The sequence below is a fragment of the Pseudoduganella flava genome (assembly GCF_007830495.1).
In the GTDB taxonomy this organism is placed as follows: Bacteria; Pseudomonadota; Gammaproteobacteria; order Burkholderiales; family Burkholderiaceae_D; genus Rugamonas; species Rugamonas flava.
In genome coordinates this window covers 288,757-302,064 of record NZ_VLKW01000009.1, presented here as the reverse complement: position 1 = coordinate 302,064, position 13,308 = coordinate 288,757, and the positions used below count along the sequence as shown (strand labels likewise).

At 67.8% G+C, this 13,308-nt stretch carries 9 protein-coding genes and 1 pseudogene; 4 read left to right on the top strand and 6 right to left on the bottom strand.

Features of this window, described 5'->3' with window-relative positions:
* A pseudogene (locus IP92_RS30330) lies at window positions 1–260 on the top strand (IS481 family transposase); the annotation flags it as partial.
* Window positions 261–398: 138 nt separating this feature from the next.
* Here IP92_RS30330 and IP92_RS22335 read toward each other — a convergent pair.
* From IP92_RS22335 to IP92_RS22325, 3 genes are all read right to left on the bottom strand, one after another.
* Window positions 399–3,509 carry a TonB-dependent receptor gene (locus tag IP92_RS22335; RefSeq protein ID WP_145879271.1) on the bottom strand — a complete coding sequence of 1,037 codons (3,111 nt, stop codon included), beginning with the start codon at window positions 3,507–3,509 and terminating at the stop codon, window positions 399–401.
* Window positions 3,510–3,726: 217 nt separating this feature from the next.
* Window positions 3,727–5,400, bottom strand: coding sequence for a serine hydrolase domain-containing protein (locus IP92_RS22330; RefSeq protein ID WP_229418918.1), 1,674 nt, complete (start codon window positions 5,398–5,400; stop codon window positions 3,727–3,729).
* Between the two features lie 44 nt (window positions 5,401–5,444).
* Window positions 5,445–6,371, bottom strand: coding sequence for a LysR family transcriptional regulator (locus IP92_RS22325; RefSeq protein ID WP_145879269.1), 927 nt, complete (start codon window positions 6,369–6,371; stop codon window positions 5,445–5,447).
* Between the two features lie 89 nt (window positions 6,372–6,460).
* Between IP92_RS22325 and IP92_RS30580 the strand changes: the two genes are divergently transcribed.
* The gene (locus IP92_RS30580; RefSeq protein WP_229418917.1) at window positions 6,461–6,811 is read left to right on the top strand and encodes an MBL fold metallo-hydrolase; all 351 of its coding nucleotides are present in this window, start codon (window positions 6,461–6,463) and stop codon (window positions 6,809–6,811) included.
* The gene (locus IP92_RS22320) at window positions 6,783–7,406 is read left to right on the top strand and encodes an MBL fold metallo-hydrolase (RefSeq protein ID WP_229418916.1); all 624 of its coding nucleotides are present in this window, start codon (window positions 6,783–6,785) and stop codon (window positions 7,404–7,406) included. The genes IP92_RS30580 and IP92_RS22320 overlap by 29 nt, the downstream gene beginning before the upstream one ends.
* Window positions 7,407–7,513: 107 nt before the next feature.
* On the opposite strand, the gene IP92_RS22315 is transcribed toward IP92_RS22320, so the two are convergent.
* Window positions 7,514–8,935, bottom strand: coding sequence for a sulfatase family protein (locus IP92_RS22315; protein ID WP_145879267.1), 1,422 nt, complete (start codon window positions 8,933–8,935; stop codon window positions 7,514–7,516).
* A 12-nt stretch (window positions 8,936–8,947) separates the two neighbouring features.
* Window positions 8,948–11,329 (bottom strand): TonB-dependent receptor, encoded by a 2,382-nt coding sequence (locus tag IP92_RS22310; protein ID WP_229418915.1) that lies wholly within the window; start codon window positions 11,327–11,329, stop codon window positions 8,948–8,950.
* A gap of 372 nt (window positions 11,330–11,701) precedes the next feature.
* Here IP92_RS22310 and IP92_RS22305 point away from each other — a divergent pair, with 372 nt between their 5' ends.
* Window positions 11,702–12,208, top strand: coding sequence for a hypothetical protein (locus IP92_RS22305; protein ID WP_145879263.1), 507 nt, complete (start codon window positions 11,702–11,704; stop codon window positions 12,206–12,208).
* Here IP92_RS22305 and IP92_RS22300 read toward each other — a convergent pair.
* Window positions 12,192–13,307, bottom strand: coding sequence for a HupE/UreJ family protein (locus IP92_RS22300; protein ID WP_145879261.1), 1,116 nt, complete (start codon window positions 13,305–13,307; stop codon window positions 12,192–12,194). The genes IP92_RS22305 and IP92_RS22300 overlap by 17 nt on opposite strands.
* Between the last annotated feature and the right edge of the window lies 1 nt (window position 13,308).

Sequence of the window (13,308 nt, the reverse complement as noted above, 5' to 3'; positions counted from 1 at the left end):
AGCAACCACCAATCAGCCGATACCGGTGCAGTGGGCGATCTTTTCCATCGGTATTGCCCCCTATCGAGTACCTTCCAGATGACCAAGTGCGGAAGGTGAGCAAGCTAGGCTACATCTCGTACCGCAATCAATCCTACTTCGTCGGGGAAGGCTTGTATGCCGAACTGGTGGCGATCCGCCCAACCGGTACCGACGGCGTCCTGGAGGTCTATTTCTGCAAGCACAAAGTCCGGCAGATAGACCTCCAGAATCCATCGTAAGATACGGCTTCAATGTGTAACCCATGTCTCCCGACATGTGTTACCTATGTCCCCCGACCATACACCCGGCGGGTCTGACCCCAGGTTTTGCACTTGGGGTGAATGCGCGCGCCGCCGGCCCACGTGCTACATCTAGCGTCAGAACTTGTACGTCGCCCCGACGAAGTACCGCCGTCCCGACCACGCCAGCTCGTTGCGCCGCGACGTCGATCCCGAGTTCAGGAACTGCCCTTCGTCCGTCAGGTTCTTGCCCTCGGCGGAGATGGTCAGGTTGTCCGTCACGCGATACTGGATCTTCGCATCCAGGTAGCCCGTCTTCTCCGCGTACACGGGAAGCTGTGCGTTGGCGTCGACGTTGCCCGTGTAGTAGCCGTCGCGGTAGTTGTACGCGAGGCGCGCGTTCCACTTGCCCAGGTCGTACCACACGCCCACGTTGTAGCTGTTGCGCGACATCCCCGGATACGGCAGCACCGTGTTGTCCAATGGGTTCAGCAGCTCGTTGCCGGCCGCGTAGTCGTAGCTCATGCGCGTGTAGTTCGCGTCGAGCCCCAGGCCGCCGAACGCGCCCGGCAGCCACGTCAGCGCGGTGCGGCCGGCCAGCTCCCAGCCCTTCGTCGTCGCGCCCTGGCTGTTGATCGACGTCTTCACGTCCCACCGCTCGCCGTTGCCGAACACGTCGACGTTCGGCAGGATCACGTCGTTCTGGATGTAGCTGCGGATGTCCTTGCGGAAGAACGCCAGCGACAGCTGCGAGTCGCGCGACGGATACCATTCGACGCTGAAGTCCTTGTTGGTGGCGCGGAACGGCTGCAGGTCCGGATTGCCGGCCGTGCAGTCGTCGGCGCTGCCGTCGCCGCCGAATTGCGACTGGCCCGAGTTGCGGATGCAGCTGACGTTCGGCGTCAGCTTGTCGATGAACGGCCGCGACATCACCTTGCCCCAGCCGATACGGGCCACCAGCTTGTCCGGCACGAGCCAGCCGGCCAGGTTAAAGCTCGGCAGCACGTCGCTGTACTTGTTCTCGAACGTGACGATGTCGTTCGCCAGCACGTTTTCCACGCGTGCCCCGCTGCTCGCGTTCAGCGAGTAGCTGCGGTACGAGCGCAGGCCCGTCGCGCGGGTGCGCGTGCCCGCATAGCGCACGCCCACGTTGCCGTCCCACTCCACGCCGAACAGCTCCTGCGCGAAGTCGGCCCGCACGTAGAACGCGCGGATGCGTTCCTCGACGGCGAACTGCGGCGGCATCGGGTAGCGCTTGCCGTCGCTGCCGATCGATTCGCGCAGCAGGTCGTGGTTGTAGCGCGACAGGTCGAAGTACTGCGCGGAGTTGGCGAAGCTGGGCGCCATCCAGCCGTTCGGATAGCCGGACAGCCCGCCGTAGCCGTTCAGGAACGTGCCCGGCGTGTTGGTGCGGATCGTATCGACCAGCGACGCCATCTCGCCCGCCGTCACGTAGCGCGTCGTGTTGTTGGCGGTGAGGCCGGAGCCGGCGACCAGCGCGCCGTTGTTGCGCAACACGCCCGTCGTGTTCAGCGGGTCGTAGATGATCTCGTGCCGCACTTCCGGGCTGCGCACGACGATGTCATCGGCCGTCGTGTTCGGGTCGCCGGTGATCAGGTAACCCGTCCAGCGGTACTGCTCGGACGTGGACTTGCGCCCCTGCCCGCCGAACCAGATCGACTTCAGGAACGGCAGGTTCGGCCGGTACTTCAGGTCCAGCTTGACCTGGTCTTCCGTGTTGTCCGTGAACGAAGGCTGGTACTGCGAGGCGATGCGCGTGTAGGTGCGGCTGTCGGCCGGATCGTAGTTCGCGGGGAACGTGAACTTCGGCAGGCCCTGGTCGTCCAGCGCCACCTTCAGGCCGGGGATGTTGGCTGCCATCGAGATCAAGTTCGTGTGCAGCTCGTAGTACGAATCCGTCTTCGCCACCAGGCCCTCGGCGGACCACTGGCTGTTCTTCCAGTTGAAGCCGGCGGACTTGTAGTTCGACTTGATCTTCAAGGCGAAGTCGCGCGCCGCCGTGTCGAAGTTGTACGACGCGCCCTCGCCCGCCACGTTCTGGCAGCTGCCCGCCGCGAACTCCGTCATCACGTGGTTCACGAACGACATGCCGGCCGGCGTGACACCCGTTGCCGGTTCGGCGCACGACGGCGTATTCGTCGCCTGGCCGTTCGCGCCGTACACGGGCGCGACGCCCGACGTCGAGAAGCGCTTGATCGAGCCGAAGTCCGTCGTGTAGTTACGGTCGTTCAGCATCTGGTCCTGGTTGTTCTTGTTGTAGCGCGCCCAGACGTCGAAGCCGTTGTTGATCTTGTACTGGGCCGTCAGCTCCGCCGACGAGCGCTTGTGGTCGCGCGTCCAGATGCCGTAGCGGGGCACGCCCGGCGAATAGTCGTACCACTGGCGCTCGCACGCCGTCTTGTCCGCGCCCGCCAGCGCCGCGCAGCCGGATTGCGTCGACACCGCGGCGGCAGCCGGGTTCAGGCTCGTGTTGGTCTTCTCGGGCGACTGGTCCCAGTCGCGGAAGTAGCGCCAGTTGCTGTTGCGGACGTAGTCGTTCTGCGTATAGACCTTGTCGTAGACGAGGTTCGCCATCAGGCCCAGGCGGCCGTTCAGGAATTTATCGGCCAGCAGCAGGCTGCCGCGCGGCTGCACGCCGCCGCGGTTGGTGCCGCGCTCGGCCTCCAGCTTCGTGACGATCGTGCGCGTCTTGAAGTCCAGCGGCATGTTCGTCTTGATGCTGACGGTGCCGCCGATGCCGCCCTCCGTCTGGTCCGCCGTGACGCCCTTGAACACGTCGATCGACTTGATCAGCTCCGCCGGCAGCTCGCGCAATTCGGCGCCGCGCCCCGCCGTGCCGTTCGTCGATAGCACGGACAGGCCATTGATCTCGATGCGGTTCAGGTTCGCCTCGACGCCGCGGATATTGACCTGCGAGCCTTCGCCGAAGTCGCGCGACAGCTGCACACCCGTCACGCGCGACAGCGCCTCGCCCACGTTCTTGTCCGGGAATTCGCCGATGTCCTCCGCGACGATCGAATCGACGACGGTGGCGGCGTTCTTCTTGCGGTCGATCGCCGACGCGACCGACTGGCGCGTGCCCGAGACAACGACGACGTGAGGGTTGTCGGCCGCGCCGGCCTGTTGCGCAGCGGCCCCGCCGGCCGCCAGCAGCATCAGGGCTGCGGCGACAGCGGCGGCGACGACGGTGGGACGGATACGATGGTGCAGCGTGTGGTTCGATGCCATGCTCTCGGGTCTCCATGTTCTTGTCCAGGCGGTTGCCCTGCCCGGGGAATTCTAGGAGCCGCGAGCGCCCGATTGAACGGGCAACTTGCAAATGGTCAGCGAGTTGACTGATATGCGCAAAAGAGTATGAACCGAGCAACAAGCGATTGCGCGGCCCGCGCGCATCCGTTATGGTCGCGTTAGACTCGGGCGTGCCGCGCATGCGCGCGCGCCGGCTTCAGCGCTTGCCGTACTCCCACTGCCACGGCATGCCCGTCTCGCCCAGCGCGGCCCGCACGATCGCGGGAAACGCGGCTTCGGCGCGTACGTCGTTCGACAGCAGCACCACGCAGCGCCTCATCACCGCCAGGCACACGAGCATGTTCCCCGTCGACTCGTTGTGGCCGCCCTTGAAGAAGCCCGGCCCCTGCGGCCCGGCGAACGTGACGACGCCCAGTCCGGCCGCGAGGTTCGGCACGTGCTCGTTCGCCGGCGCCTCGTCCTGCAAGGTCGGGAACTGCGAACGGGTGCGGATCGGCAGCTGGGGCTTGAGCATTTCGGCGTACGCGGCCGGGCTGAGGCCTTCGCCGCGCACCAGCCCTGCGGCAAAGCGGGCCATATCGGCGATCGTCGTATCCATCGACCCGGCCGCGCGCACGCGGCTGCGCTCGTCGTGCGGTTCGATCTTGCCGTCGATCGTCCAGCCGTCCGCCAGGTTCGCGGCGAACGCGGGCCGCCACATCATCGCCGTGTCCTTCATGCCGAAGCGGTCGAACACGCGGCGCTGCATCTCCGCGCCCACGTTCAGGCCCAGCCCCTTCTCCAGCGCGAACTGCAGCAAGATGATCCCTTCGCCGGAGTACGCGTACCGGCTGCCCGGCTCGAAGTGGATGCGCAGCTTGCCGTCCGGCTCGTCGAACGCGAAGTTCGCGAAGCCCGTCGCATGCGTCAACACCATCCGCGGCGTGATGCGGCGCCAGCGCTCGTCGCCGGCCAGGTCGCCCCAGTGGCCGTAGGCCGGCAGGTTGCCGTACCGCGGCAGCGGCTGCGGCAGGTACGCGGCGATCGGCTGGTCCAGCAACAGCTTGCCCTCGTCCACCAGCTGCATCGCCGTGTACGCGAACACGGTCTTCGTCAGCGAAGCGCCGTACATCACCGTCGACGTATCGAGCTTGTCGCCCTTGGCATTGCGCTCGCCCCAGGTGCGTACCAGCACGGGCTGGCCGGCGTCGATCACGGCAAGGGCGAGACCGCGCGCACCGGCGGCACGCTGCGCATCGACCGCCGCCTTCTCGATCGCCGCCGGGTCGATCGGCGGCAGCTTGACCGCCTGCGTCACCGCCGGCGCCATCTCGGCGCAATGGGGCGCGATGATCTTCACGTACTCCGCCATCGGTGGCAGCCCCACATCGGCGCGGCGCCGGTCGACGTTGGCCGGGTCTTCGATCTCGCGCGGCGCCCAGCGCGTCGCGTCGACGCACGTGCCTTGCGTGCCGTAGCGCTGCGGCGTGTGAACGCGGTCGTACAGGTAGGCGTAGTCCTTGCGTCCCGCTTCCCCGGTCGGCATCAGCTTCTCGATGTGGCTCAGCACCTCGCGCTGGAACGCCGGGTCCCGGTCCGCATGCTGGGCCAGCAGCCATGCGGCACTGGCGCCGTCGCCACCGACCATCGACGCCGTCGGCCAGCCGTGGCGCGCCACAATCTCCTTCAAGCGCCGCAGGTTGGCCGCGTCGATCCGCGTCCATTCGGCCGGGTCAGGCGCGGGCGCGGTGCGCACGCGCTGGTCTTCCACACGCATGCGCAGCAGTTCATCGCGCAGTTCGGGATGCGTCGGCACATCGGCGGCAGCTGCCGGCAGGCTTGCCAGCAGAGCTGCGAGCAGGGGCGCGGCGGCGATCAAGGCTTTCAACATTGCAGCGTCTCCACGAGGTTGAGATCGCAACAGTCTGCCATGAATCACTTGCGCGTCAACTCGCGGATCAGGTCGAGCAGCCAGCCAAGGGCCGGATCGCGGTCGCGGCGCGCGTGCCAGTGCGCTGTCGCGATGAAGCCTGGCAGGTCGAACGGCACCGGGCTCGATGTCAGGTCCGGGCCGCCGTCCCACTGCCGCGCCAGCACGTCCGGCACGGTGCCGATCACTGGGCTGCGGCGGACCAGCTCGGGCACCGTCGCGAAGCGCGGCGTGACGAAGCGCACGTGGCGGGTGAGGCCCAGCGCGGCCAGCCGCTCGTCCGCCGCGCTCTCGAATGCGCCGCGGTAGCTGACCAGCACGTGCGGGTGGGCCGCATACTGTTCCGCGGTCAGCGCGCGGCGGCTCCCGATGCCCAGCAGCGCCGGGTTGTACAGGCAGCGGAACGTCATCGTCCGCAGGCGGCGGCCGCGCTGCCAGCCCGGCCCGCCCGTCAGTGCGCCCACATAGGCGTCGATCTCGCCCCGTTCCAGCATGCCGCTGGCGGAAAACGGATCGCAGGCCTGCACCGCCAGGCGCACGCCCGGCGCATCGGCGCGCACGCGCTCGAACAGGCCGGGCATCAGCCACAACTCGGCCCAGTCGGGCATGCCGATCGTCAGCGTGTGCTCGGCAGCGGCCGGGTCGAACGCGGCCGGCGCGAACAGCGCGGCCTGCATCCGCTCCAGCAGCGGCGCCAGTTCCGCCTCGAGCGCCAGCGCGCGCGGCGTCGGCACCATGCCGGCCGGCGTGCGCACCAGCAGCTGGTCGTCGAACAGCTCGCGCAGCCGCGCCAGTGCGGCGCTCGCCGCGGGCTGGCCGACGAACAGCTTCTGCGCCGCCTTCGACACACTGCGCTCGCGCATCAGCACGAGGAACGTGACGAGCAGGTTCAGGTCGACGCCACGGAAATCACGCTCACTGATATGCACCATTACGCCAATCGATTTGAATGATATGGCGGCAGCATACATCATGTGTCCCGTCGCCACGCAACCGCGTGGCATACGAACCGGAGAACAACATGAAGAAACCACTATCCACACTGCTGGCCGGCCTGCTCGCCGCCGCGACCGTCCATGCGGCCGCGCCGCTGGCGGGCACCCAGGCCCCCGGCTATTACCGCTTCGCGATCGGCGCGGCGGAAGTCACGGCCGTGTCGGACGGCACGGTGACGATCCCGCTCGACCAGCTGCTGACCAATACGACGCCGGCGCGCGTCAACCCGCTCCTGACGCACAGCCACTTGACACCGAACGTCGAAACGTCGATCAACGCCTTCCTCGTCAATACGGGCACGCACCTCGTGCTGGTCGATACGGGCGCCGGCAGCCTGTTCGGACCCGATGCGGGCGGCCGGCTACCGCGCCGATGACATCGACGCGGTGCTGATCACGCACATCCACGGCGACCATTCCGGCGGCCTGGCGCAGGACGGCAAGATGCTGTTCCCGAACGCGACGGTGTACGTGAACCGGCACGACGCCGACTTCTGGCTGAACGCCGCCAACAAGCCGAAAGCGGCCGAGAACCAGCGCCCCGGCTTCGACCAGGCGGCACAACAGTTCGCGCCGTACCTGGCGGCCGGCAAGGTGAAGACGTTCGACGGCGAGAGCGAGCTGTTGCCCGGCATCTGGACCCGGCCAGCCACCGGCCACACGCCCGGCCACACCGTATATGCGTTGCGAAGCGGCGGCCACGAGCTGCGCTTCTGGGGCGACCTGTTGCACGTGAAGGACGTGCAGTTCGCCGCACCCGAGGTCACGATCCGCTTCGACGTGGATTCGCCGGCCGCGGAGCGCCAGCGCAAGGCGGCGTTCGCCGATGCGGCATCGCGCGGCTACCTGGTCGCCGCCGCGCACACGCCGTTCCCCGGCATCGGCTATGTGCGCAAGGATGGCAAGGCGTACGACTGGCTGCCGGTGCCGTACACGACACACACCCGCCCGACGGCGCAGGCGGAGCGCTGACGCGCCCGGCTACCGCTGACCTCGTGTCCTTCTGGGGTCAGACCCCATTGGGACATGGGGTCAGACCCCATTGGGACACGGGCTCGGCGGTGCCATCACTGCGGGGTTCAGTCCGTCCCTTCCGGCGCGTACTTATCGGCCTGCACCTTGCCGTTCACGCCGTGCGTGCGCACGTCCGGCGTGATCGGCAGCATCTCGCCGTTCCACTGCTCCCATTGCAGCTTCAGGTCAGCGAACTTGTCGGGAAACTTCGCGGCCAGATTGGCGCGCTCGCGCTGGTCCTTCGACAGGTCGAACAGGAACTCGTTGCCGTTCAGCTTCAGGTACTTCCAGTCGCCGGAACGCACCGCACGCTGCGCATTGGCCTTGTAGCGCCAGAACAGGGTGCGCTCGACGAGCTTCTCGTCGCCCACCAGTACCGGCAGCAGATTGCGGCCATCGGGCGGGTGCGATGCCGCGGGCTCGGTGCCGGCGGCGGCCAGCAACGTGGGCAGCCAGTCCATGCTGATGGCCACCTGCTCGCTGACCTGCCCCGCTTTGATCCTGGCCGGCCAGCGCACGATGGCGGGCACGCGGATGCCGCCTTCGAGCAGCTCCGTCTTCTGGCCCGCGAACGGCCACGTCTTCGAGAAACGCTCGCCGCCGTTATCGCTGGAGAACACGACGATCGTGTTCTCCGCCAGCCCCTTCTGCTCGAGCGCCTTCAGCACCCGCCCGATCGACGCGTCCAGCGCCGTCACCATCTTCGCGTACGTCTTCAGGTCGCCGCCGTCGTAGTGGAAGATGTTCGTCACCTCCTTCGACACGGCTTCGTCCCCCGGGCCTTCCCACGGCCAGTGTGGCGCCGTGTAGTGCAGCGACAGCAGGAACGGCTGGTCCTTCGTCTGGCGCCTGATGTAGGCGGCGGCGCGGTCGCCCAGCAGGTCCGTGTAATAGCCCACCTCGTGCACCGGCACCTCGCCTTCGTAGAGGTCTTCCTTGACGTTGTCGCCGACGCCCGGCTTGTGCGTGAAGTAGTCGATCGCGCCGCCGTAGTTGCCGTAGAACGTCTCGTAGCCGCTCTTTAACGGGCCGAAGTTCGGCAAGGACCCCAGGTGCCATTTGCCGAACAGCGCGGTGCGGTAGCCGGCCGCCTTCAGCAGCGAAGGCAAGGTGGGATGATCGGGCGGCAGGCCGATCGTGTCGGACGCGCCGGCGATCGGCTCTTCCAGCCCGCCGCGGAGCCGGTACTGGTAGCGGCCCGTGATCAGCCCGAAGCGCGTGGCCGAGCACACGGCGGAATTCGAGTAGGCCTGCGTCAGGCGCACGCCCTGCGCCGCCAGCCGGTCCAGGTTCGGCGTGCGGAAGTCGGTATTGCCATACACGGACAGGTCCGCCCAGCCCAGGTCGTCGGCCAGGATGAACAGGATGTTCGGCCTGGCGCCGGCCGTTCCCGTCCTCGCCAGTGCGGCGGCGGGCAGCACGGCCAGCGTGGACAAGCCCTTGACGACGGCGCGCCGCTTGCGGTCGATGTTACGGTCTTTGCTCATGTGATCTCCTCGTCAGAATTCATACCGGCCGGTGATGCCGGCGGTGCGTGGGGTGCCGATGACGGCGTTGTAGGAACCGAAGCCGCTGTTCCACATGCTGGTGTAGTAATGCTTGTCGAACGCGTTCTTCAACCACAGCGACACGTCCCACGCCGCGCCGCGCGTGCTGCGCACGCCGAACGACACGTTGCTGACGCTGTAGGCCGGGATCTTCGAGTACTCGGACGCGTCGAGCGTGCCGTACGTCGCGCCGCGGTACGCGTAGTTGGCGTTCGCATAGACCTGCAGCCCGGCGGCGACGGCGCGCGCGTACTGCACGCCGAGGTTGGCGATCCAGCGCGGCGCGTTGACGAGCGCGTTGCGCCCGGACAGGTCGCAGAACGTGCCGCTGCGCTCCGGCGGGCATGGCGCATTCGAGTACGACAGATAGCTGGCATCGTTGAACGAGCCGTTCGCCCGCAGCGTGAGCCCACGCACCGGCGTGGCCACCGCCTCGACCTCGATGCCGCGCGTGCGCACGTCGCCCGCGTTGGTCAGATAGGAGCTGCGGCTGATCGGGTCGTACGCATTGCTCTGGTAGCCGTGCACGATCGTCGCGAACAGGTTGCCGTTCAGCTGCAGGCGGTTGTCCAGCAGCGTGCTCTTCACGCCCAGTTCCAGCGCATTGGCCCGTTCCGTCCCGACCAGCATCGACGCAACGCCGCCGGCGCCCGGCACCGCGAGGTTGATGCCGCCCGACTTCTCGCCATGCGACAGGCTGGCGTACCACAGCACTTCGCTACTGGCCTTGTAGCCGGCCGACAGCAGCGCCGTCGGACTGTCCTGCGTCAAGCCCAGGTTGCCCGATTCGAAGGCGCCGTAGCGGGCATTGCGCGCGGCCAGCGCCGCTCCGCTGACGGCCGCGCCACCCGTCGGCGCGTACCGCACGACGCGCGCCCACTTGTCCTCGTAGCTGACGCGCACGCCGGCCGTCAGGTCCAGCTTGTCGGTGGCGTGCCACGTCGACTGGCCGAACAGCGCGTAGCTGTTCACCCGCAGCTGCCCTGGCGCGCTGCTGACGATGTTGGCCCACGCGCCGGCCGGGTTGCCGTTGTAGACGTCCGCCAGCGGGCCGTTCACCGTGAACGAGTCGTTCGCCAGCTCCTGGTAGTAGTAATACGCGCCGATGACGGATTCGAAGGCGCGGCCAGACGGCGTGGCCCAACGCAGCTCCTGCGTGAACTGCTTGTGGTTCGCGGAGGCGCCCACGTTCAGCGTGACGGGCACCGGCAGGCCATCGTCGTTGTGCGGCACGAAGTTCCAGCGGCGCCATGCGCTGATCGCGGTCAGCTTCGCGTCATCCGCGAACGTCCAGTTGGCCTCGACCGACACGCCGCCCTGATGCACCGTCACGCTCGAGCCGGAGTCCAGGTTGACGGCGCGCTGGCGCGGGTCCAGCACGGGCGTCGCGCCCACCAGCTGCGCCTGCGCGATCGCGCGGCCGCTGGGACCCGCGCTGTAGAAGACCAGCGTGCCGTTGTTCGACTGCTCCTCGTTGTAGTCGGCGATCACGCGCAGGCTGAACTCGCGGCCCGGCTCGTACAACAGCTGGCCGCGCACGCCCTGGCGGTCGCCGCCCTGCACCTTGTCGCCGTTGTACAGGTTGGTGATGTAGCCGTCGTCATGCGTCTTGTAGGCGGACAGGCGCCCCGCCAGCGTCTCGGTGATGGGGCCGGACAGCACCAGCTTGCCCTGCGCGTAGCCGAACCGCCCGCCCGACAGTTCCGCGCTGCGCTCCGGCGTGAACGTGGGCTTCTTCGTGGCGATGTTCAGCACCCCGGCCGTCGTGTTCTTGCCGAACAGCGTGCCCTGCGGCCCGCGCAGCAGTTCCAGCTGCTGCACGTCCAGCGCATCGAATGCCGCCATGCCGGGCCGCGCCAGGTAGACATTGTCGAGATAGATGCCGACGCTGCCTTCCAGTCCATCGCTGGCGGGATTGTTGCCGAGGCCCCGCACGGCAAAGCTCAGCTGCCGCGCATGGACGTAGTTGACGGTGGTACTGGGCAGCAGTTGCTGCAGGTCCTGCACGCGGTAGATACGGCTGCCTTCCAGCGCGTCGTCACCCAGCACCGTCATCGGCGTCGGCACGCTTTGCGCGCTCTCGACGCGGCGGCGCGTCGTTACGAGCACCGTCTGCAACGCGCCGACGATGGGCTCCGCGCTGGCCGCCACCTCGGCCTGAGGCGCGGGCTCCGCGGCGTCGGCAGCGTCGGGCGCGGGTGCCGCGGTGGCGGGCGCGCCGGCGATCGCCGCGACAAGCGCATTGTCGCCGGCGGCAAGCGCGGGGCCGGCGCAGGCTGCAAGCAGGGCCAGGGCAAGCGCGGCAGGCTGCTGGCGGGTCGTGTGCTGATTCAAGATACTCCCTTTCTCGTTCAAATGATTCGGGCAAAGCGGCGCCCTGCCCCGCGGCGGGCGCGTGTTCGGTAAGGTGGGTTGTGGTCAGGTCAGCGGTTGCTGCGGGTGGCAGCACCGCGATACTCATCTTCGTTAGATGCGATTTACGCATAGAAGAGGCTTCATCATATGGATGGGTTATAAAACGCACCACGAATGAATTTGCATAAGATTATTTAGCCCGGGTGCATGGGCTTATGCTGAAAGTGTTGGGAGACCGTCTGCCGGCGTCGTACCGGCGGACTTGTTGACTTCGCTCACCGTGCTGCCAGTTCCGGCACGTACCATCGTTTCGCTACGCGACAGCTCTTTCCCATTCCCAAGGAGGCCCAGATGCACAGCGATTCGACCAACCGCGTCTCGCAGATCACCCTGCCCGATCCCTACTGGCGTTACCTGATCCTGTTCCAGTCATGGACGCAGCTGCTGTCGTGGGCAGTGGCGATGGCAGGCGTGATCGGAACCGTGTGGCTGCTGATCTGGCTGTTTGGAGACCACCGGCTGATACTTGGCACGCTGCCAGCAGCGCTGGTGGGCGGAACGCCGTCGCTGTTGTTTGTCGGGAAGGCACGGTTCTCGGTAAGCGCGACCGCCTTGCCGGAACAGGCGGCGGCCGCCGCCGTGCTGGACGAATGGAATTACGTGGCGGTGAGGGGCGCGGGCCAGGACAAGCAGTTCCGGCAGAAGCTGCCGTCCTGGCTGCGATGGACGGAGAGCGAGGTCACCATCGGCAAGCGCGACGGCGTCATCGTGTACACGGGGCCGCGCCTGCTGATTCGGTTCATGCGCAAGGCGGCGTTGTCCGCCGCGCGGCAGGCCGGCATCAAACCCGCTGCGTAATCCACACCACCGCCATCGCCCCCGCCACCAGCGCGCCTCCCCGGCGCGCGACATCGCCATACGACGAGCGCGCCGCCAGCACCAGCAGCGGCGCCACCAGCCCCACGAGCAGCACCTGCACGGTCTCGATGCCGAGATTGAACGCGAGGACGCCGGCCGCGAGCCGGCCGCCCGACAGCTCCAGTTCGCGGATCGCCGAGGCGAACGCCAACCCGTGCACAAGGCCGAAGCCGGCGGCGATCCAGCCCTCGCGGCGCGGGAACAACGGCCGCCAGGCGTGCAGCGCGCTGACGAGGATCGACGCGGCGATCGCCACTTCGACCGGGCGCTCCGGCACCCCCACTGCGCCGACCGCACCGAGCATCAATGTCAGCGAATGACCCAGCGTGAATGCCGTCACGATGCGCAGCAGGTTGAGCGCCAGCAGGCGGATGTCGCCGGCGCGCTCCCAGCGCCCTGCCCGCGCCACCGCTGCCGCCGGCAGCAACAGCGTCAGCAGGAACAGCAGGTGATCCGTGCCTTCGGCGATATGCGTCATGCCCAGCTTGAACAGCTCCGGCATGCCGGCCCACCAGCGCGGGTCGGCGCCGCGCACGTCGATGCTGCGCTGGCCGAAGCGCAGCACGCCCAGCATGCGCGCCGGCGCGTCCGGATCGGGCCGCAGCGACACCAGGGTCAGGTGGCTCTGCACCTCGTGCGCGATCGCATCGAAGCCCAGCGTGAAGCGGTCCAGCGGCGCGCCGGCCGGCGGGCGCAGCGTGACCACGGCGACGACGTCCGCCGGCCGCTGGTACTGCAGCCAGCGCACGTTGTCGACCTTGACGAGCCATGCCCGCCCGTCTGGCGCCACCGGGCGGATGTGCGCCGTCAGGTAGGCCGCCAGCGTGGCGTCGTCCACCAGCACGCGGCCGGACGGCAGTTCGACGAGCTGGCGCTTCAGGGCCAGCGCCAGCTCGTCCAGCGGCAGCGTGACGACAGCCCGCACGCGGTCGGCATGCCCTTCCAGCAGCACTTCGGACTGCGGCGACGGATGCGCTTGCGCCACGCCCCAGCACATCAGGACGAACGCCAGCAGCATGCCAATGAAACGACGAACCATG

Bases quoted from the DNA above. Each gene is read 5' to 3' on its own strand.
- IP92_RS22325 (WP_145879269.1), bottom strand. From the start codon at position 6,371: ATGGTGCATATCAGTGAGCGTGATTTCCGTGGCGTCGACCTGAACCTG.
- IP92_RS22320 (WP_229418916.1), top strand. From the start codon at position 6,783: ATGCGGGCGGCCGGCTACCGCGCCGATGACATCGACGCGGTGCTGATC.
- IP92_RS22330 (WP_229418918.1), bottom strand. From the start codon at position 5,400: ATGTTGAAAGCCTTGATCGCCGCCGCGCCCCTGCTCGCAGCTCTGCTG.
- IP92_RS30580 (WP_229418917.1), top strand. From the start codon at position 6,461: ATGAAGAAACCACTATCCACACTGCTGGCCGGCCTGCTCGCCGCCGCG.
- IP92_RS22335 (WP_145879271.1), bottom strand. From the start codon at position 3,509: ATGGCATCGAACCACACGCTGCACCATCGTATCCGTCCCACCGTCGTC.
- IP92_RS22305 (WP_145879263.1), top strand. From the start codon at position 11,702: ATGCACAGCGATTCGACCAACCGCGTCTCGCAGATCACCCTGCCCGAT.
- IP92_RS22315 (WP_145879267.1), bottom strand. From the start codon at position 8,935: ATGAGCAAAGACCGTAACATCGACCGCAAGCGGCGCGCCGTCGTCAAG.
- IP92_RS22300 (WP_145879261.1), bottom strand. From the start codon at position 13,307: ATGGTTCGTCGTTTCATTGGCATGCTGCTGGCGTTCGTCCTGATGTGC.